Genomic DNA, 18,495 nt, shown 5'->3' with positions numbered 1-18,495 from the left:
GCGCCCACAGGTCGCGCCGGGCGTTGCGCCAAAGCCGCAGCCCCGCTTCAACCAAGCCGTAATCACAAGCCTCCATGCTTGTGGCCGACACCCCTGAGGGGTCTGGCGAGAAGGATCGGCATGGAGGCGGGACCCGCCCTGGAGCTTGTGGCGCCGCAGGCGACCGCGCGCGCGCCGGCGGCTCCCAGCGTGCACAGCCAGAGGCTGGACTATCTCGACGGCTGGCGGGGCCTGTCGATCCTGGCCGTGCTGGCCGGCCACTTCGCGCCACTGGCGATCTACAATACGGGCCGGCTGGGGGTGGAGATGTTCTTCGTCCTCTCAGGCCGCCTGATGGCCGACGTGCTGTTCGTCGAGCGCTTTCCGCTTGGGTCCTTCTTTCGCCGGCGCGTCGCCCGGGTCTGGCCGGGGCTGTTTGTCTTCGTGGCCCTGATGGCGGTGGTGTTCCATGGGCCGGGGCCCCTGGCCGTGCAGCCGATCGACATCGCCTCCAGCCTGACCTTCACCGGCAACTATGTGCGCATCTACCTGCACAACATGGGGGTCCTGGACCACACCTGGTCGCTGTGCGTGGAGGAGTGGGGCTATCTGGTCCTGGGCCTTGTGGCCCTTTCCGCGCGCCGGTTCGGCTTCAACCCGCTCCTGGCCATAGCCGGCCTCGCCATCGCCTGCGTCGCCAACGGCATGGTCCAGTCGGGCCTCGGTCTCGACTACTACGCCGTCTATTGGCGCACCGACGTACGCATGGGCTCGATCCTGATGGCGGCGGCGGTCTATCTGGCCCAGCGCCAGGCCGGCCTCGCCTGGCCGGCCTGGACCACGGCCGCATTCGGCGGGCTCGCGCTGATGCTGAGCGTCGCGGTCGTGCCGGACGCCATCAAATACAGCCTGGGAACCCTCTGCCTCAGCCTGGCCCTGGTGGGACTCGACCAGGCGCCCCAGGGCCTGCGCAGGCTGCTGGCCGACCCGGTCCTGACCCGCATCGGCCTCTGGTCGTTCTCGCTCTACCTTTGGCAGCACCCCTTCTTCCGCCTGATCGGCCGCGCGCCGGAGCCGCTTTTGCTGGCCGGCGCGGTCGCCTGCGCGCTCGCGAGCTTCTACCTGGTCGAACAACCCGCCCGCCGCTGGCTGAACCGGCGTTGGCGCGCGCCAAAGGCCCTCAGCGCAGCAGCCTGAGGTCCACCGCCTGGGCCATGGCGGCATAGCCGGCGTCGTTGGGGTGCAGGTGGTCGCCGCTGTCGAACGCGGGGCGCTGGCGGCCGGGATCGCGCGGGTCGCGTAGCACAGCGTCGAAATCCACCACGGCGTCGAAGGCGCCCGAGGTCCGGATCCACTGATTGACCGCCTGGCGCTCGGCCGCCGCCCTGGGGCTCCAGTAGCCGGCCCAGTCCGCGCTGGCCGAGAATGGCGGCAGGGTGGCGCCGATCACCTTGATCCCCCGGGCATGGGCGCGGCGAATGATCTGGCGATAGGCGTCCTCGACGTCGCTGGCCTGCACCGCCTCACCGGGGCGGCCGATCAGGCCGGGTATGCCGAAATCGTTGCTGCCCTCCAGCACCACCAACCGGCTCACGCCGGGCAGGTCCAGGGCGTCTGGATCCAAGCGGCGCAGGGCGGGCGGCCCGACCAGGGCATGCAGCAGGCGGTTGCCGCCGATGCCGGCGTTGACCACCGCCACCCCGCCGCCCGAGATCACCAGCCGCTCGCCCAGCCGGTCGCTCCAGCGATGGAAGGCGCCTGGGCTCGAGCCGCGCCCGTCGGTCAGGGAATCGCCTAGCAAGGCCACCGCATGAGCCGAGGCCGGCGCGGCGACGTCGATCTCGGTCAGGAACGGGCGTTTTTCCAGGGGTTTGGCCCCGGTTAGGGTCGGCCGGCCCGCCTGATCGCCGGGCGCCGCGAATATGGGGTCCCACGCCTCGGCGTGCTGGCTAGGAACCCGGCTCTCGGCCACGTGCAGGCTGATCGTCAGTTTGGCGAGCGACGGCGCAGGCAAGTCGACTGGGTCGCTGTAGCGGCTCTGGCCGGGCGCCAGGCTCACAGACGACGCCCCGCCGAAAGTCACCGGCCGGTCCGAGCCCGGGGCCGTCGCCGCGCCGTCGCCGGCCAGGGCCAGGCGCACATCGTCGATCCGAGCTTCGCCCTTGCCGAAAGCGTTGCTGAGCTTCAGCCGCCAGCGCCGGCCGCCCAGGCTGACCCGCACCACCTGGCGCACAGTCTGGCCCTTCAGGCCCGAGGGCGCCCCGCCCGGCGGCTGGGCGGGCGAGGCCCAGGTCGCCAGCCAGTCGCCGTCATGGCGCGCCGGCGCAGGCCTCGGCCCGCAGGCGGACAGGGCCACGAGCGCAACCACCGACAGAGCCTTGCCGAACCGGTTCCTCATCGTGTTGCGGTCCTGATCAGGTCTCTGGCGTCCGGATTGTTCGGCGAGGCGGCGACCGCCGCCTTGCCGTCCGCCAGGGCGCCGGCCACGTCGCCCCGCGCCATCCGCGCCCGGCCACGATCGACATAGGCGAACGGCAGGCCTGCGCTCAAGTCGATCGCCTTGCCGAAGGCCTGCTCGGCGCCAGCCGCATCGCCGCTTTGCGCCGCGATCCGGCCCCGGATGCGCTGGCAGAGCGCGCAATCGGCGGGTGTCGCCGCCAGTTCGGCGCGGGCGCCCGCGGCGTCGCCCTTTTTGAACAAGGCATAGGCCAGCCAGGGCCGCGTCAGCACGGGCAGGGTGTTCTTCATCGGCGGCGGCAATGGCTGGCCCTCCAGGGCGCTCAGCACCTTGGCCGCCCCGGCCCAGTCCTCGCGGGCGAGATCGGCCCAGGCCTGGTCGCGGGCCGCCAGAACCGCCTCGACCGGCGCCGCGCCGGGGGCGGGCGGCGGGATCACAGCCGAGAGGTCGTGGTTCAGGATCCGGTCGCCGGCCAGGTTCAGCTGGTCCGCCCGGGCGGCTGGCGAACCGGGCGGGTCGCCCTTCAGGCTCTCGGCGTCCTCGCGCGCTGCGGCGGCGAAGTCGCCGTGGCTGCGATAGACCAGGGCCTGCATGCCCGGCGGCGTCATCCACCGGGCGCCCAGGCGCAGCGGCCCGACCCGGAAGGCCGAGCGCACCGCCTCCTGCAGCTCCAGCGCCGCCGCCCCGTCGTGGCCGAGGACGCTCTCCCCCTGATAGAGGCCGAGGTGAAGCTCCGCGCTGGCCGGGTCCAGGGCCAGGGCGTGGCGCTGCCTGTCCATGAAGCCCGGAAAATCCCCCCGCTGCGGCCCCAGGATCTGCGCCCAGGCCCGATAGGCATAGAGGCGCGTCCGCGCATCGCCGCGGGCCGCCAGCCGCGCCAGCACCGGCTCGGCCTCGGCGGAACGGCCGGCGGCGATCAGCGCCTTGGCCCGCGTGACCTCCGGCGTGTCGGCGGCGGGCCTGGCCAATACCAGGGCGACGAGGCCCATGCTCAGAAGGGCGAGGAGCAGCCAGGCGATTCTCGGCGGCGAGCGCATCCGGCCACCCTAACCGCCGGATGTTACCGTTCCGGTAGCGAGGGCTTTCGCTTCTCGCGGCCGGCGGCCTCGGACCCTGTGCCACACGCCTTCGGGCCGGGGTGCGACGCAATGTCCGAGGCGGCGCGGCAAACCCTGAAACCATAAGCCGAAATCCGGTCTTCAGGTACCGTCGGCGGCCCGCCGACCGCCCTGAACCCAGGTCCCGCGAGATCATCGTTAAGCGCGGGGAAAGCCTGGCGGGCGAGGAAACACCTGATCCAGGCCGGGTTCGGGCCGGAACATGATGAAAATCAGCGAGAGGCGATCGCCATGAGCTTCGACGACCTGAAACTGCGGACCAAGGTCCTGATCCCGCTGGTCGGCATGGCCGCGGTGTTCGCCTGCGTGGTCTCGGTCGGCGTCGTCAGGCTGAACGACCTCACCCGCCGCTATGGCGAGATCACCGGCAGCGCCGACCCGTCCATCCTGCGCCTCAACCGCGCCGTCCGCATCGCCGGCGAGTTCGACCGCGACGTCTACGCCACCGTGGTCTACGACCCCGCCGATCCGCGCGCCAAGAAGGTCCGGACGGATTTCGCCGGCGCCCGGAAGAAGGGCGACCAGGCCCTGGACGAGGCTGCACAGCTCAATCCCGCCAAGGCCGAGGATTTCGAGGCCTTCAAGCAGCAGTTCGACGCCCTCTATGAGAAGGCCCAGGCGCCCAAGGCGATCGGTGACTCCATTCCGGGGCTGGCGGTCGGCTCCAAGCTGTCGTCCAAGGACCTCGACCAGATGGCCCAGGCCGCGCGCGAGTTGGAGGACCTGGACGCCGCCCTGGGTGATTTCTCGGCCAAGACCCTGGCCTTCAACCACGCGGAGGAAGCCCGCAACGACGCCATCGTCGAGACGCTGAAGCGCCAGTCGCAGCAGACCATCGCCATGATGATCGGCCTGGGGCTGTTGTCGATCCTGGGCGGGCTCGGCATCTCGGCCTGGATCGTCGGCGCCAAGGTCTCGGGGCCGCTGGTCAAGGTCGGCGAGCGGATGAAGGCCCTGGCCAATGGCGACCTGAAGGTGGTGATCGAGGGCCAGGAGCGCGCCGACGAGGTCGGGGCCATGGCCAAGGCGGTGCAGGTGTTCAAGGACAATGCCCTGAAGGCCGAGGCCATGGAGGCCGAGGCCGCGGGCCTGCGCGACCAGTCCGAGGCCGAGCGCCGGGCCGCCGAGCGCGAGCGCGCCGCCCGGGCCGCCGAACTGGCCAAGGTGGTCGAGGCCCTGGCGTCCGGCCTGGGCGCCCTGGCCGACGGGGTCCTGACCCATCGCATCGACGCCGCCTTCACCGGCGAATACGAAAAGCTGCGCCACGACTTCAACGCCGCCGTGGCCAAGCTCGAGGGCGCGGTCGGCCAGGTGGTCGGCTCGGCCCAGGCGATCAGCTCCGGCGCCGGCCAGATCACCCAGGCCGCCGACGACATGTCCCGCCGCACCGAGCAGCAGGCGGCCAGCCTGGAAGAAACCGCCGCGGCCCTGGACGAGATCACCGCCACGGTGAAGAAGACCGCCGAGGGCGCCCAGCACGCCCGAAGCGTGGTGGCCAAGGCCAAGGGCGACGCCGAGGCCTCCGGCGAGGTGGTGGAAGGCGCGGTCAAGGCCATGAGCGCCATCGAACGCTCCTCCAGCCAGATCAGCCAGATCATCGGGGTGATCGACGAGATCGCCTTCCAGACCAACCTTCTGGCCCTCAACGCCGGGGTCGAGGCGGCCCGGGCGGGCGAGGCTGGCCGCGGCTTTGCCGTCGTGGCCCAGGAAGTGCGGGCCCTGGCCCAGCGCTCGGCCGACGCGGCCAAGGAGATCAAGGGCCTGATCACCGCCTCCGCCGGCGAAGTCGGCCAGGGCGTGCAGCTGGTGGGCGAGGCCGGCGAGGCCCTGCGCCGCATCACCGACCAGGTGGCCGAGATCAACGCCATCGTCGAGGAGATCACCCACTCCACCCAGGAACAGGCCACCGGCCTTTCCCAGGTCAACACCGCCGTCAACCAGATGGACCAGATGACCCAGCAGAACGCCGCCATGGTCGAGGAGTCCACCGCCGCCAGCCACAGCCTGGCCAATGAGGCGCAGTCGCTGGCGGGCCTGATGCAGGGCTTCCAGGTCGGCGGCCGGTCGCAGCGCGCGGCCGCGGCGCCCCGCAGGTCCGCCGCCAATCCGGTCCACGCCGCCCAGGGCCGCGCCGCCAGCTTCGCCCGCTCCAACCTGGCCACAGCCGCCAAAGCCGACGCGTGGGAGGAGTTTTGATCCCCGCGCCTTGCGGGGTGACTTCGCGACAGGCTCTGCGATAAGGGGCGCATGCCCCTCGCCCTGATCCTGTCCAGCCACGTCGCCTCGAGCCGCGTGGGCGGGTTCGTCCAGGCCCTGGCCCTGTCGCAGCTGAAGATCGACCCGGTGCTGGTCCCGACCGTGCTGTTCGGCCGCCACCCGGGCTGGGGCGCGCCGGGCGGAGATCCGGTGCGGCTGGACACCTTCCAGGGGGTCCTGGACGGGGTCGAGGCCAACGGCCTGTTCGGCGTGGTCGACCTGGTCATCACCGGCTATTTCGCCAACGGCGCCCAGGTGCGCGCCGCCGCCGCCGCCATCGACCGCATCCGCGCCGCCGATCGCGGCGGAGCCTACGCCAAGAAGCCGCGGATCATTGTCGACCCGATCATGGGCGACGACGACAAGGGCCTCTATGTCAACGCCGAGGTGGCCGAGGCCCTGGTGACCGAGCTGGTTCCGCGCGCCGACCTGATCACCCCCAACGCCTGGGAGATGCAGCGCCTGACCGGCACCCCGGTGCGCGACGCCCGCGCAGCCCGGGCGGCCGGGCGGGTGGTCGGCAAGCCGTCCCTGGTCTCTTCCGTGCGCCACGGCTCTGACCTGGCGGTTGTCTATGCCGACGGGCCGGAGGCCTGGGTCGCCGCCCACGCCCGCCTGGCCAAGGCGCCCAATGGCGTGGGCGATTTGCTCACCGCCCTCTTCGCCGCCGCCCTGGTCGAGGACCAGCCGATCTCCTACGCCATGGCCCGGGCGGTGGGGGCCGTCTATGAGACGGTGGCGGCCGCCGAGGCCTGGGCCGCCAGCGAACTGCCGGTGGTGGCCATGGGGCCGCGCCTGCGCCAGGCCTCGTCCAATGTGCGTATCGAAAGGCTGGTCTGACCTGATGAGCGAGACTGAAATCTTCGGGACCTGCCCGCCCCAGTTCGAGCCCGTGCGCGAGGCCTTCGCCGCCAATTTCGCCGAAGGCCAGGAGCAGGGCGCGCGCTTCGCCCTGGCGCTCGAGGGCCAGGTGGTGGTCGATCTCTGGGCCGGGATCCGCGACCGCGCCGGCCAGCAGCCCTTCGGCCCCGACACCCTGACCCCGGTCTTCTCCACCACCAAGGCGGTGGCGGCCCTGATGGTGGCGCGGCTGGTGAGCCAGGGGCGGCTGGACTATGCGACGCCGGTGGCCGAGCTCTGGCCCGAGTTCGCCGCCCACGGCAAGGGCGCGGTGACGGTGGAGCAGGCCTTGTCGCACCAGGCCGGCCTGCCGGGATTTGTCCAGCCGATCGACCCGACCCTGTGGTTCGACTGGGACGGCCTCTGCGCCGCCCTGGCCGCCCTGGCGCCGCTTTGGCCGCCGGGCAGCGCCAGCGGCTATCACCCGGTGACCTATGGCTACCTGGCCGGCGAGATCTTCCGCAGGGTGGATGGCCGCACCATGGGGACGGCCCTGCGCGAAGACCTCGCCCAACCCTTCGGCCTCGACCTCTGGATCGGCCTGCCGGACAGCGAACACGGCCGCTGCGCCGACCTGAGGCGGCCGCCCGCCGCGCCGGACCTCGGCGAGATCACGCCGGCCAAGAAGGCCGCCTTCCTGGAGAAGTGGTCTTCGCCCGGCGGCCGCAGCGGCGCCGACTGGCGGCGAGCCGAGATCCCCTCGGCCAACGGCCATGCCACCGCCCCGGCCCTGGCCCGGCTGATGGCCGCCTTCGCCAATGACGGCCGGCTGGACGGCCAGGCGGTGCTGGCCCCCGGCGTGGCCGCAGCAGCCGCACGCAAACGCATCCACGGCCGCGACCTCGTCCTGCCCTATGACATCGCCTGGGGCGCCGGGCTGATGCGCAACGAGGGGCTGAACGTGTTCGGTTTCGGGCCTGAGACCTTCGGCCACTACGGTTGGGGCGGCAGCTGCGCCTTCGCCGACCCGGAGACCGGCGTCTCGGGCGCCTATGTGATGAACCGCCAGTCCGCCGTGCTGGTGGGCGACCCCAGAGCCAAGCGGTTGATCGAAGCGGCCTACGAGGCGATCTAGGCCTCCCGCCACTCCACCCGCCGGCTGGCGCGCCAGGCGCCGGTGACGAACACCAGGACCCCCAGCCAGATCAGGCTGAACGAGGCGACCATGACCGGCGTCAGGCGCTCGCCGCCCTCGGCCCCGATGATGAACTGCATGGTCGGGCCGATGAACTGCAAAAAGCCTACGGTCGAAAGCGGCAACCGCCGCGCCGCCCAGGCGAACAGGGCCAGGGGCACGACAGTCGCCGGGCCGGCGAAGGCCAGAAGTGCGGTCATGCCGGGGGACGCGAAGAAGTGGCCGGCGCCATGGGTCTGCAGCCAGGCGATATAGCCCACGGCCGGGACCAGCAGCACCAGGCACTCGACGAACAGGCCGGTCTGGGCCTCGGCGGCGACCTGTTTGCGGATCAGGCCGTAGAAGCCGAAACTGAAGGCCAGGGCCAGGGAGATCATCGGCGGATGGCCGAGGGCGACGCCCTGGACCAGCACCCCGGCGGCGGCGAGGCCGATGGCGGTCTTGCCGAACAGGTCGAGCCGCTCGCGGAACAGCACCGCGCCCATGGCCATGTTGAGCAGCGGGTTGATGTAGTAGCCGAGGCTGGATTCCATGATGTGGCCATTGGCCACCGCCCACACGAACAGCCCCCAGTTGCCGGCGATCAGCAGCGCCGAAAGGGTCAGAAGGCCCAGGGTGCGCGGCGTGGCGAACACCTGCGCCACCTGGCGGCGCTGGCCGGCCAGCAGCACCAGCGCCCCGGCCCAGGGCGCCGACCAGGCGGCTCTATGGGCGATGATCTCCAGCGGGCTGGCGCCGGCCTGGGCCACGGCGCGCAGATAGAGCGGCAGGACGCCCCAGAGGGTGTAGCAGGCGATCCCGGCGATCAGCGCCCCCCGCGCCGGAGCCGGCGCGGAGGGCTGGCTCATCAGGCGTGGGCCCTTTCCAGCATGCCGCGTTCGTGCAACAGCTGGGCGATCTGCACGGCGTTCAGGGCCGCGCCCTTGCGCAGGTTGTCCGACACCACCCACATGTTCAGGCAGTTGGGGGCCGAGTGGTCGTTGCGGATGCGCGAGACATAGACTGCGAATTCGCCCTGGGCCTCCTTGGGCGTGATGTAGCCCTTGTCGTCCCGCTTATCGACCACCAGCACGCCGGGGGCGTCGCGCAGGATCTCGCGGGCCTCGTCCTCGTCCAGCGGGGTCTCGAACTCGATGTTCACCGATTCCGAATGGCCGACGAACACCGGCACGCGCACGCAGGTGACCGTCAGCTTGATCGCCGGATCGATCATCTTGTGCGTCTCGTTCCACATCTTGGCCTCTTCGTCGGTATAGCCGTCGTCGTTGAACGACCCGATGAAGGGGATGACGTTAAAGGCGATCTGCTTGGGGAACTTCTTCGGCTCCGTCGGGCCGAGGGTGAAGACGGCCTTGGTCTGGTCCCACAGCTCGTCGACGCCGGCCTTGCCCGCGCCGGACACCGACTGATAGGTCGAGACCACCACCCGCTTGATCTTGGCCGCGTCGTGCAGCGGCTTCAAAGCCACCACCAGCTGGGCGGTCGAGCAGTTCGGGTTGGCGATGATGTTCTTGCGCCGCGCCAGAGACGCGTCGTCCGGGTTCACCTCCGGCACGATCAGCGGCACGTCGGGGTCCATGCGCCAGGCCGACGAATTGTCGATCACGATCGGGCCCTGCTTGCCGATCTTGGGCGACCATTCCTTGGAGAACGCGCCCGACACCGACATCAGCACCACGTCGACCTTGGAGAAGTCGAAGTCGTCGATCGCCTGGCAATAAATGCGTTTGTCCGCGTAGTTGACTTCGACGCCGATGGAGTTGCGCGAGGCCACGGCGTAAATTTCGTCCACGGGGAAGTTCACATCCTCGAGGATCGCCAACATTTCGCGGCCCACATTGCCCGTGGCGCCGACAACGGCCACCCGGTAACCCATCATGCATCTCCTTGGCTTGAAACAGAGTTCGGGGGAGATACGCCCTCGAACGGGGCGTTACAAGGCGCCGCAGCGCAACATTTTGCCTCGCCCCCACCCCGCTCATCCCGGCGAATGCCGGGAACCAGTTGACAGAGTGCTGGCATTTGGGAATCGCCCCTGTGCAAACGGACCGATGTCTGAGCCATATGATCTGGTTCCCGGCATTCGCCGGGATGAGCGGATTTAAATGAGAATCCGGGCTTGCCTGCCCCCTAATCCAGCACGCACCCCGCCAGATCATCCTCGCGCACCGTGCCGATGCGCCCGCCGATCACCCGCGAGCGCTTGGCCACATAGCGCCCCGGCGCCTCGGCGTTCCATTTCAGGGGCCTGGGCAGCACCACGATCAGCTGCGCCGCCTGGGCGGGGGTCAGGGCCGAGGCGGGCTCGTGGAAGAACCGCTGGCTGGCCGCCTCGGCGCCATAGATCCCGGGGCCGAACTCGATCACGTTGAGATAGACCTCCATGATCCGCCGCTTGCCCCACACGGTCTCGATCAGCACCGTGTAGCCGGCCTCTAACCCCTTGCGCACATAGTCGCGGCCCGGCCACAGGAACACGTTCTTGGCCGTCTGCTGGCTGATGGTCGAGCCGCCGCGGATCTTCTTGGGCCGCTTTTCATTGTGCTGCATGGCCTTTTCCATGGCCTGGACGTCGAAGCCGTGGTGCTCGCAGAACCGCGCGTCCTCGGACGCCACCGCCGCCTGGGCCAGGGCCGGCGAGATCTTGTCGAGCGGCTTCCAGCGGTAGTCCATGCCGTGGCCTTCGATGAGGCGCTGGACCATCAGGATGGTGATCGGCGGCGGGACGAAGCGATAGAGCACCACGCTCCCGATCGGGAGCGCGATGAAAAGGATCAGCACCAGACCGACCAGCCGGCCCAGACAGCCGCCCCGCGCCTTCTTCACCGCCACGCCTAACCCCGACTCAATCCGCTTGCCTTGACGCTGGGGCCTGATGCTAGCGAGGCCGAAAGATTCTGTCTCCAGGACTGCCCAATGACCGTCACCGAAGCCGTGCAGCGCCGCATCTCCGTCCGCGCCTTCAAGCCCGACCCGGTGCCGGGCGCTCTGGTGCGCGAGATCCTGGAGATCGCCGCCCGCGCTCCCTCCGGCGGCAACCTGCAGCCCTGGCGGGTCTATGCCCTGGCCGGCCAGCCCCTGGCCGAGCTGAAGGCCAAGGCCGCGGCCTCCATGGCGGGCGGCGGCGAGCCCACCGAATACGACGTCTATCCGCCCAACCTCTGGGACCCCTTCCGCACCCGCCGCTTCGTCTGCGGCGAGGACCTCTACGCCAGCATCGGCATCGCCCGCGAGGACAAGGCCGGGCGCCTGCGCCAATTGGCCAAGAACATCGAGTTCTTCGGCGCGCCGGTGGGCCTGTTCTTCTGCCTCGACCGCAAGCTCGGCCCGCCGCAGTGGGCCGACCTCGGCATGTACATGCAGACGGTGATGCTGCTGGCCGAGGAGCGCGGCCTTTCCACCTGCGCCCAGGAGTTCTGGGCCCGCGTGCCGCAGACCGTGGCGGCCTTCGTCGATCTGCCGGAGGACCACATGCTGTTCAGTGGCATGGCCATGGGCTTCCGCGACGAGGATGCGCCGATCAATACCCTGCGCACCCGGCGCGATCCGTTCGAGGTCTGGGGGGAGCTGAGGGGGTTCGAGTAGCTCACCGCCATATTTTCCCGTCTTCGCCGGGACGAGCCGAGCCATGACGGTCTTGGGTGGCGGAGCCTAAAGCCCCTCCAGCTCGCTCACCCCAACCTGCCCGTCCTCATCCCCCCAGGCCAGGCGCCCGCCGTCCCTGGTCACAGCCAGCGCGGTGATCGCCGAGCCCTTCTCGGCCTTGATCTGCTCGATCCGGCGCGACGTGAGGTCGCAGGCCCAGACCCGGCCGTCGTCCAGCCCCGCCGCCAGGATGGTCCCGTCCGGCGTGCCGGCCACCCGCGCCACCAGGGTCGATTCGTCGAAGCCGATCTCGGCGGCTTCCTTGCCCATCGGGCCATTGGCGCCGCCGAACGGCCAGACCACCACCCCGGGGGCGCCGCTGGTGGCCATCAGCATGCCCTTGGCCATGAACACCAGGCTCTTCACCTTGGCCGGATAGCCGCCCATGCGCAGGTCCTTGGCGTCGTTCAGCCGCCAGCCGTGCAACTGGTTCTCCTGCATCGACGACATCAGAAAGCGCCCGTCCGGACTGAAGGCCACGGCGATGTGGCTGCCGGCCCAGTTCAGCTTGACCGGGTTCTGCTCGGCGATGCGGGCGTACCACAGCACCGCTCCGCCGTAGGTCGCCGCCGCCAGCCGCCGGCCCTTGGGGTCGAAGGCCAGGTCGGCGACGCTCTTGTCGTGGGCGAATATGCGGGCGAACGCGGCGTCAGCCGCGTCACGAATATGCGCCTCGCGCCCGGCGGCGAAGGCGATCAGGCCCGAGGCCGGGCTGGCGGCCACCGCGTCGATCCACTTGCCCGTCAGCGCCGCGAGTTCGGCGACGCCCCCGGCCCTGCTCCAGGCCAGCCGCCCGTCGTCCCCGCCGGTCACCACCCCCTCGCCTGAGGGATGGGCGCAGGCGCACAGCACCGCCCCGTCATGGGCGGCCAGGGTCGCGCCGGCGTCGGTGCGGACCGTGCCGTCGCCCAGGGCGAACAGGGCCTGGCCGGTCTTGTCGAATAGGGCGGCCGTCACATAGGCGTCGAATGCTTGCTTCATGGCGCTCGCGCATACCCCATTGGGCGCCGCCTTGCCCAGGGCGTTGACAATGCGACCTTACGGCAGGCTCCGTGATCAGAGCCCCTTTACTTCGGGGGGCGGGGTGTGATTGAAGTCTCGCCAACTATGCGGGTCCGCCGGTCGCGGGCTACTCCGGAGAGGATATATGGCTGCGAAGCTGGGTGGAAAGACGGGCGGGAAGTACGGCCTCGGCCAGAATTCCGATATCAACGTGACGCCGTTCGTCGACGTGATGCTGGTGCTGCTGATCATCTTCATGGTGTCGATCCCGGCGGCCACCCTGGCGGTGAAGATCGACCTGCCGCCGGCGACTCCGGATCAGGCCCACGAGATAAAGAAGCCCGTCTACATCTCGATCCAGAGCGACAGCCAGATCGACATCGTCGACACTCCGACCAGCCTCGACAATCTGGTCACCGACCTTTCGGGCGCCGAGATCCGCAACGGCTCCGCCAACCCGAAGAACGACCCCGTGCTGATCCGCGCCAACAAGGACGTGCACTACGAAGCCTTCATGTCGGTGATCAACAAGCTGCAGTCGGAAGGCTACTACAAGGTCTCGCTGATCACCGAGAACCTGTAAGCGTTTCATCCGAAACCGGATTACGAGGCGGCTCCCTTCGCGGGAGCCGTTTTCGTTTTGGGGGTGTTTCCGCGTAGCCTCACTCCTCATGCTGAGGTGCTCGGCGCAAAGCGGCGAGCCTCGAAGCACGCAGCGGCGGCGCTATTGCGTCCTTCGAGGCCCGCTGCGCGGGCGCCTCAGGATGAGGAAATCTGTGGGCGCGACCCTTAAGCCGCGCAGGCCTCGAACCCCGCCTTCAGCGCCGCTTCGTCCAGGTTCCGGCCGATGAACACCATGCGGCTGTAGCGGTCGGCCTCGCTGCGCCAGGGGCCCTGCATGTCGCCCTCCAGGATCATGTGCACGGCCTGGAACACCAGCCGCCGGTCCTCGCCCTTGACGTCGAGGATGCCCTTAGCGCGCAGGATGTCCGGCCCCTGGGCGGCCAGGAGCTCGTTCAGCCAGCGGGTGACCTTGTTGGCGTCCACCGGCTTGTCGAGCCGCAGAGACACGCCCTTGATGTCGTCGTCGTGGCGCGCGTGGTCGTGATCATGGCCGTGGTGGTGATGATCGTGGTCATGGTGGTCACAGTGCTCGTCATGCACATGCCCTTCCTCGCCATGCGCCGGATTGAGGAACTCCGGCTCGATGTCCAGGATCCGCTCCAGGTCGAAGCCGCCGCGGCCCAGGATCGCCTCCAGCGGCACGTTGGAGCGCTGGGCGCGGTGGATCGGCGCCAGCGGGTTGATCCGGCGCAGCCGCGCCTCGATCATCTTCAGGTCGTCTTCCGAGACCAGGTCGGTCTTGTTCAGCACGATCTGGTCGGCGAAGGCGATCTGCTCGCGCGCCTCCTTCGAGTCCGACAGCCGCAAGAGGATGTGCTTGGCGTCGACCACGGTGGTGACGCTGTCCAGCTGGGTCTTGGCCTTGACGTCGTCGTCGACGAAGAAGGTCTGGGCCACCGGGCCGGGGTCGGCCAGACCGGTGGTCTCGACCACGATGGCGTCGAACCCGCCCTTACGCTTGGCCAGGCCCTGCACCACGCGGATCAGGTCCCCCCGCACCGTGCAGCAGACGCAGCCGTTGTTCATCTCGAACACTTCCTCGTCGGCGCCGACCACCAGGTCGTTGTCGATGCCGATCTCGCCGAACTCGTTGACGATCACGGCGTAGCGCTTGCCGTGGTCCTCGGAGAGGATGCGGTTCAAAAGCGTGGTCTTGCCGGCGCCGAGATAGCCGGTCAGCACGGTCACGGGAGTCTTGAGCGGGGCGGTTTGAGTCATGCGCTGCTAGTTAGTAGAGAGTGGGCCTCGCCGCCAGGGTCTCGGCATGACGCGCCCTGAATCGAACCGCCAAGTTTCGGCGCCAAAGCGTTGACTCTGAAGCGCGTGCTTGTATAAAGCCCGCCTCTCGCCCGCGGGCCAAACTCGCGGGCGCTTCCTTTTGCGATTTATCTTAAGGCGAACGCGATGTACGCGGTCATCAAAACCGGCGGCAAACAATATCGAGTGAAGGCCGGCGACCTGCTGGTCGTCGAAAAGCTCGAGGGCGAGCCGGGCGCCAAGGTGGCGTTCAACGAAGTCCTGATGCTGGGCGAAGGCGCGGACGTCGTGGTCGGCGCCCCGACCGTGGACGGCGCCGTCGTCGAAGGCGCCCTGATCGAGACCCGCAAGGGCGACAAGATCAAGGTGTTCAAGAAGATCCGCCGCCAGGGCTATCGTCGCACCCAAGGCCATCGCCAGCTGGAGACCGTGGTCCGCATCACCGGCCTGAAGGCCGACGGCAAGAGCGAGACCTGGGACGGCGCCATCGACCTGACCACCCGCGCCGAGCTGAACGCCCGCGCCCGCGGCCTGAAGCTGGCCGTCGCGGCCGCCCCGGCCGTGGAAGCCCCGGTGGAAGCGGCCCCGGCCGTCGAAGCTGAAGCCCCGGCCAAGCCGAAGCGCGCCGCCAAGCCCAAGGCCCCCAAGGCCGAGGCTCCCGCCGCCGACGCCGGCGACGAAGCGTAATCTGATCTACCCGGAGACCCACCATGGCACACAAGAAATCCGGCGGCTCTTCGCGTAACGGTCGCGATTCCGATGGCCGCCGCCTTGGCGTAAAGAAGTTCGGCGGCGAGCAGGTGCTGGCCGGCAACATCATCGTCCGCCAGCGCGGCACCAAGTTCTGGCCGGGCGCCAATGTCGGCCTTGGCAAGGACCATACCCTCTTCGCCACCGCCAACGGCGCTGTGAAGTTCGTCACCAAGCGCGACGACCGAACCTATGTAAACGTCGTGGCCGCCGCGGCCGAGCCGGCCGAATAGCCCAGCGATCCGACGCCTTACATTTTCGGATCGCGCCCTAAATAAGCTGCGATCCGGAAGCCGAGCTACCCGAGTGGGGGATCCGGAGCGCCGGATCCCCCATTCTGGTTTTGGGGCCATCGCATGGTCCCGGGAGGCGTAAAATGAGCGTCATCGAACGAACGCCCAAGATCGAGACCCGCAGGCTGGCCCTGCGCGCCCCGGCCTTTTCCGACGCGCCGCGCGTGGCGGCCCTGGCCAATGACCTCGGCGTGGCGCGGATGACCACCCGCATTCCGCACCCCTACAGCCGCGGCGAGGCCGAGGGCTTCCTGGCCCGCATGGCCGCCCTGGACTATCGCCGCGAGGCGGTGTTCGCCATCGAGCACGAGGACGACGGCGTGGTCGGCCTGATAGGCATGCATCCCACCGGCCAGTTCGGCCCGGAGATCGGCTACTGGCTGGGCCGGCCCTGGTGGGGCCGCGGCTTCGCCACCGAGGCGGCCTTGGCGCTCTTGTCCTGGATCAAGCAGGAGAAGCGCGCCCGCGCGGTGATCAGCGGCCACTTCATCGACAACCCCGCCTCGGGCCGTGTGCTGCAGAAGGCCGGCTTCCTCTACACCGGCGTCATCGAGCCCCGCTATTCCACCGCCCGCGACGCGGTGGTGGACACGCGGATGATGGTCTGGATCGCCTGAAAACCCTTCCCCCCTTGTGGGGGAAGGAGGGGCCCGCGCCCGCAGGGCGTGGGAGGATGAGGGGTCTCGCGGACCTCGCCGCAAAGGCCGGCTCGACCCCTCATCCTCCCATGGCTTCGCCATGGGCCCCTCCTTCTCCCGCAAGGGGAGAAGGGAAAACCTCGACGCGCCCCCAATCCTCAAGCAAAACACCGCCATGAAATTCCTCGACCAGTGCAAGATCTTCATCCGCTCCGGCGACGGCGGCGGAGGCGCGGTCTCGTTCCGGCGCGAGAAGTTCATCGAATATGGCGGCCCGGACGGCGGCGACGGCGGCCATGGCGGCGACGTGTGGATCGAGGCGGTTGATGGCCTCAACACCCTGATCGACTACCGCTACCAGCAACATTTCAAGGCCCAGACCGGCGGCCATGGCATGGGCCGCAACCGCCACGGCGCCAATGGCGAGGACATCGTGCTCAAGGTCCCCGTGGGCGCCCAGGTGCTGGACGAGGACAAGGAGACCCTGATCTGCGACCTCGACAAGCCGGGGATGCGGGTCAGGCTCTTGAAAGGCGGCAACGGAGGCTTCGGCAACGCCTATTTCAAGGGCCCGATCAACCAGGCCCCCGACCACGCCAATCCCGGCCTGCCGGGCGAGGAGCGCTGGATCTGGCTGCGGCTGAAGCTGATCGCCGATGCGGGCCTGGTGGGCCTGCCCAACGCCGGCAAGTCGACCTTCCTCTCGGCCGTCTCGGCGGCCAAGCCCAAGATCGCCGACTATCCCTTCACCACCCTGACGCCGGGCCTGGGCGTGGTCGATCTTTCCACCAACGAACGCTTCGTCCTCGCCGACATCCCCGGCCTGATCGAGGGCGCCTCGGAAGGCGCCGGCCTTGGCACCCGCTTCCTGGGCCATGTGGAGCGCACCGCCGTCCTGATCCACCTGATCGACGGGACCCAGGACGATATCGTGGGCGCCTGGCGCACCGTGCGCGGTGAGCTGGAGGCCTATGGCGAGGGCCTGGCGGAAAAGCCCGAGATCCTGGCGCTGAACAAGGTCGACGCCCTGGATGAGGATAGCCGCATCCTGCTCGCCGAGGAACTGGCCGAGGCTGCGGGGCGCATGCCCATGCTGGTCTCCGGCGTCTCTGGCGAAGGGGTCGAGGAGGTGCTGCGCGCCGCCCATATCGAAATCCGCGCCGCGCGGGAGAGCGAGCGGGCCATCGAAGGCCCCAAGGATGAGGGCTGGAGGCCTTGACCGACCTCGCCTCCGCCCGGCGGATCGTGGTCAAGGTCGGCTCGGCGCTGCTGATCGATCCGCGCACCGCCGACGCCGACCGCGCCTGGCTGGCCAGCCTGGCCGCCGACGCCGCGCGGATGAAGGCCCGCGGCCAGCAGCTATTGATCGTCTCCTCCGGCGCCGTGGCCCTGGGCCGCAAGCGCCTGGGCCTGATGGCCAAGAAACTCGACCTGCCGCAGAAACAGGCCGCCGCCGCCGCCGGCCAGTCGCTGTTGATGCACGCCTGGGAAGAGGCCTTCGCCCCCCACGCCATGACCGCGGCCCAGGTGCTGCTCACCCGCGACGACACCGAGACCCGCCGCCGCTGGCTGAACGCGCGGGCGACCACCGAGACCCTCCTGGGCCTCGGCGTCGTGCCGATCGTCAATGAGAACGACACCGTGGTGACGGAAGAAATCCGCTACGGCGACAACGACCGCCTGGCCGCCCGCGTGGCCCAGATGATCGGCGCCGACCTCCTGGTGCTGCTCTCCGATGTCGATGGCCTCTACACCGGCGACCCGCGCCGCGATCCGGGCGCACGGCACATCCCGGTGGTGCGCGAGCTGACGCCCGAGATCGACGCCATGGCCGGCGGCGCCAACGCCGCGGCCGGTGTCGGCACCGGCGGCATGGCCACCAAGCTGATGGCCGCCCGCATCGCCGCCGCGGCCGGCTGCGCCACCCTGATCACCATCGGCGGCCGCCCCGCCCCTCTGGGCGCGGTCGAGGCCGGGGCCAAGGCCACCCTGTTCGAGCCCCACGTCTCCCCGGCCGCCGCCTACAAGGCCTGGATCGCCGGCTCGCTGGCGCCCCAGGGCTCGGTGACCGTCGACGCCGGCGCGGCCGCCGCCCTGCGCCAGGGCAAGTCCCTCCTGCCCGCCGGGGTGTGCCAGGTGGAGGGCCGCTTCGAAAAGGGCGACGCGATCCTGATCCAGGCCGAGGACGGCCGCGAAATCGCCCGCGGCCTCTCCCGCTACGACGCCGCCGACGCCGACCGCATCAAGGGCCTGAAGTCCGCCGCCATCGAAGCGGTGCTCGGCTACACCGAGGGGCCGACCCTGATCCACGCCGACGACTTGGCGCTTGGACGGGGATAGCGATCGCTCCAAAATATCCGCTCATCCCGGCGAATGCCGGGATCCAGGTCATAGAGCGCTAAAATTTGGGGTTGTCCTGAACCTATTGCGCCATACGATC

General features: G+C 69.6%; 18 protein-coding genes. 11 read left to right on the top strand and 7 right to left on the bottom strand.

Annotation, left to right across the window (positions count from 1 at the left end; all coding sequences use genetic code 11):
* Window positions 1-120: 120 nt before the first annotated feature.
* On the top strand, window positions 121-1,176 hold the full coding sequence (locus KCG34_RS15925; RefSeq protein ID WP_211936620.1) for an acyltransferase family protein: 1,056 nt from the start codon (window positions 121-123) through the stop codon (window positions 1,174-1,176).
* On the opposite strand, the gene KCG34_RS15920 is transcribed toward KCG34_RS15925, so the two are convergent.
* Entirely contained in the window at window positions 1,160-2,377 is a 1,218-nt protein-coding gene (locus KCG34_RS15920) for an SGNH/GDSL hydrolase family protein (RefSeq protein ID WP_211936619.1), read from the bottom strand. The two genes, KCG34_RS15925 and KCG34_RS15920, sit on opposite strands and share 17 nt — an antisense overlap.
* Window positions 2,374-3,474 (bottom strand): tetratricopeptide repeat protein, encoded by a 1,101-nt coding sequence (locus KCG34_RS15915; RefSeq protein ID WP_211936618.1) that lies wholly within the window; start codon window positions 3,472-3,474, stop codon window positions 2,374-2,376. Before KCG34_RS15915 ends, KCG34_RS15920 begins: the two co-directional genes overlap by 4 nt.
* Window positions 3,475-3,786: 312 nt before the next feature.
* Here KCG34_RS15915 and KCG34_RS15910 point away from each other — a divergent pair, with 312 nt between their 5' ends.
* The 3 genes from KCG34_RS15910 to KCG34_RS15900 are packed head-to-tail and all read left to right on the top strand — an operon-like array spanning window position 3,787 to window position 7,786.
* A complete protein-coding gene (locus KCG34_RS15910; RefSeq protein ID WP_249138045.1) occupies window positions 3,787-5,751 on the top strand; it encodes a methyl-accepting chemotaxis protein in 1,965 nt (654 codons plus the stop codon).
* Window positions 5,752-5,802: 51 nt separating this feature from the next.
* Entirely contained in the window at window positions 5,803-6,651 is an 849-nt protein-coding gene (locus KCG34_RS15905) for a PfkB family carbohydrate kinase (RefSeq protein WP_211936617.1), read from the top strand.
* A gap of 4 nt (window positions 6,652-6,655) precedes the next feature.
* The gene (locus tag KCG34_RS15900; protein ID WP_211936616.1) at window positions 6,656-7,786 is read left to right on the top strand and encodes a serine hydrolase domain-containing protein; all 1,131 of its coding nucleotides are present in this window, start codon (window positions 6,656-6,658) and stop codon (window positions 7,784-7,786) included.
* On the opposite strand, the gene rarD is transcribed toward KCG34_RS15900, so the two are convergent.
* The 3 genes from rarD to mtgA form a co-directional block, all read right to left on the bottom strand.
* Window positions 7,783-8,694, bottom strand: a complete 912-nt coding sequence (rarD, locus tag KCG34_RS15895; protein ID WP_211936615.1) for an EamA family transporter RarD — start codon at window positions 8,692-8,694, stop codon at window positions 7,783-7,785. The genes KCG34_RS15900 and rarD overlap by 4 nt on opposite strands.
* Window positions 8,694-9,722: an aspartate-semialdehyde dehydrogenase gene (locus tag KCG34_RS15890; RefSeq protein ID WP_211936614.1), complete on the bottom strand. Its 1,029-nt coding sequence runs from the start codon at window positions 9,720-9,722 to the stop codon at window positions 8,694-8,696. The genes rarD and KCG34_RS15890 overlap by 1 nt, the downstream gene beginning before the upstream one ends.
* A gap of 254 nt (window positions 9,723-9,976) precedes the next feature.
* On the bottom strand, window positions 9,977-10,672 hold the full coding sequence (gene mtgA / locus KCG34_RS15885) for a monofunctional biosynthetic peptidoglycan transglycosylase (RefSeq protein WP_376788223.1): 696 nt from the start codon (window positions 10,670-10,672) through the stop codon (window positions 9,977-9,979).
* A 90-nt stretch (window positions 10,673-10,762) separates the two neighbouring features.
* On the opposite strand from mtgA, the gene KCG34_RS15880 reads away from it, so the two are divergent.
* Entirely contained in the window at window positions 10,763-11,431 is a 669-nt protein-coding gene (locus KCG34_RS15880) for a nitroreductase (RefSeq protein ID WP_211936613.1), read from the top strand.
* Between the two features lie 66 nt (window positions 11,432-11,497).
* Here the strand turns inward: KCG34_RS15880 and KCG34_RS15875 are convergent, their stop codons facing one another.
* Window positions 11,498-12,472, bottom strand: a complete 975-nt coding sequence (locus KCG34_RS15875; protein ID WP_211936612.1) for a WD40 repeat domain-containing protein — start codon at window positions 12,470-12,472, stop codon at window positions 11,498-11,500.
* A 166-nt stretch (window positions 12,473-12,638) separates the two neighbouring features.
* On the opposite strand from KCG34_RS15875, the gene KCG34_RS15870 reads away from it, so the two are divergent.
* Window positions 12,639-13,076 (top strand): ExbD/TolR family protein, encoded by a 438-nt coding sequence (locus tag KCG34_RS15870; protein ID WP_211936611.1) that lies wholly within the window; start codon window positions 12,639-12,641, stop codon window positions 13,074-13,076.
* 206 nt (window positions 13,077-13,282) lie between these two features.
* Here KCG34_RS15870 and KCG34_RS15865 read toward each other — a convergent pair whose 3' ends face one another.
* Complete coding sequence (locus KCG34_RS15865) at window positions 13,283-14,335, bottom strand: CobW family GTP-binding protein (RefSeq protein WP_211936610.1); 1,053 nt, start codon at window positions 14,333-14,335, stop codon at window positions 13,283-13,285.
* 186 nt (window positions 14,336-14,521) lie between these two features.
* On the opposite strand from KCG34_RS15865, the gene rplU reads away from it, so the two are divergent.
* From rplU to proB, 5 genes are all read left to right on the top strand, one after another.
* Window positions 14,522-15,061 carry a 50S ribosomal protein L21 gene (gene rplU / locus KCG34_RS15860; RefSeq protein WP_211936609.1) on the top strand — a complete coding sequence of 180 codons (540 nt, stop codon included), beginning with the start codon at window positions 14,522-14,524 and terminating at the stop codon, window positions 15,059-15,061.
* Window positions 15,062-15,084: 23 nt separating this feature from the next.
* Entirely contained in the window at window positions 15,085-15,357 is a 273-nt protein-coding gene (gene rpmA, locus KCG34_RS15855; RefSeq protein WP_211936608.1) for a 50S ribosomal protein L27, read from the top strand.
* 143 nt (window positions 15,358-15,500) lie between these two features.
* Window positions 15,501-16,034, top strand: a complete 534-nt coding sequence (locus KCG34_RS15850; protein ID WP_211936607.1) for a GNAT family N-acetyltransferase — start codon at window positions 15,501-15,503, stop codon at window positions 16,032-16,034.
* 196 nt (window positions 16,035-16,230) lie between these two features.
* Entirely contained in the window at window positions 16,231-17,274 is a 1,044-nt protein-coding gene (gene obgE / locus KCG34_RS15845; protein WP_211936606.1) for a GTPase ObgE, read from the top strand.
* Window positions 17,262-18,395, top strand: a complete 1,134-nt coding sequence (gene proB, locus KCG34_RS15840; RefSeq protein WP_249138350.1) for a glutamate 5-kinase — start codon at window positions 17,262-17,264, stop codon at window positions 18,393-18,395. Before obgE ends, proB begins: the two co-directional genes overlap by 13 nt.
* Window positions 18,396-18,495: the final 100 nt, after the last annotated feature.

The organism is Phenylobacterium montanum (assembly GCF_018135625.1).
GTDB lineage: Bacteria > Pseudomonadota > Alphaproteobacteria > Caulobacterales > Caulobacteraceae > Poindextera > Poindextera montana.
Note: the sequence above shows the minus strand (reverse complement) of the source record. Positions and strands in the feature narration are given on the sequence as shown.

Coding starts and splice junctions, on each gene's coding strand:
- KCG34_RS15925 (WP_211936620.1), top strand. CDS start 121: ATGGAGGCGGGACCCGCCCTGGAGCTTGTGGCGCCGCAGGCGACCGCG.
- KCG34_RS15920 (WP_211936619.1), bottom strand. CDS start 2,377: ATGAGGAACCGGTTCGGCAAGGCTCTGTCGGTGGTTGCGCTCGTGGCC.
- KCG34_RS15915 (WP_211936618.1), bottom strand. CDS start 3,474: ATGCGCTCGCCGCCGAGAATCGCCTGGCTGCTCCTCGCCCTTCTGAGC.
- KCG34_RS15910 (WP_249138045.1), top strand. CDS start 3,787: ATGAGCTTCGACGACCTGAAACTGCGGACCAAGGTCCTGATCCCGCTG.
- KCG34_RS15905 (WP_211936617.1), top strand. CDS start 5,803: ATGCCCCTCGCCCTGATCCTGTCCAGCCACGTCGCCTCGAGCCGCGTG.
- KCG34_RS15900 (WP_211936616.1), top strand. CDS start 6,656: ATGAGCGAGACTGAAATCTTCGGGACCTGCCCGCCCCAGTTCGAGCCC.
- rarD (WP_211936615.1), bottom strand. CDS start 8,694: ATGAGCCAGCCCTCCGCGCCGGCTCCGGCGCGGGGGGCGCTGATCGCC.
- KCG34_RS15890 (WP_211936614.1), bottom strand. CDS start 9,722: ATGGGTTACCGGGTGGCCGTTGTCGGCGCCACGGGCAATGTGGGCCGC.
- KCG34_RS15880 (WP_211936613.1), top strand. CDS start 10,763: ATGACCGTCACCGAAGCCGTGCAGCGCCGCATCTCCGTCCGCGCCTTC.
- KCG34_RS15875 (WP_211936612.1), bottom strand. CDS start 12,472: ATGAAGCAAGCATTCGACGCCTATGTGACGGCCGCCCTATTCGACAAG.
- KCG34_RS15870 (WP_211936611.1), top strand. CDS start 12,639: ATGGCTGCGAAGCTGGGTGGAAAGACGGGCGGGAAGTACGGCCTCGGC.
- KCG34_RS15865 (WP_211936610.1), bottom strand. CDS start 14,335: ATGACTCAAACCGCCCCGCTCAAGACTCCCGTGACCGTGCTGACCGGC.
- rplU (WP_211936609.1), top strand. CDS start 14,522: ATGTACGCGGTCATCAAAACCGGCGGCAAACAATATCGAGTGAAGGCC.
- rpmA (WP_211936608.1), top strand. CDS start 15,085: ATGGCACACAAGAAATCCGGCGGCTCTTCGCGTAACGGTCGCGATTCC.
- KCG34_RS15850 (WP_211936607.1), top strand. CDS start 15,501: ATGAGCGTCATCGAACGAACGCCCAAGATCGAGACCCGCAGGCTGGCC.
- obgE (WP_211936606.1), top strand. CDS start 16,231: ATGAAATTCCTCGACCAGTGCAAGATCTTCATCCGCTCCGGCGACGGC.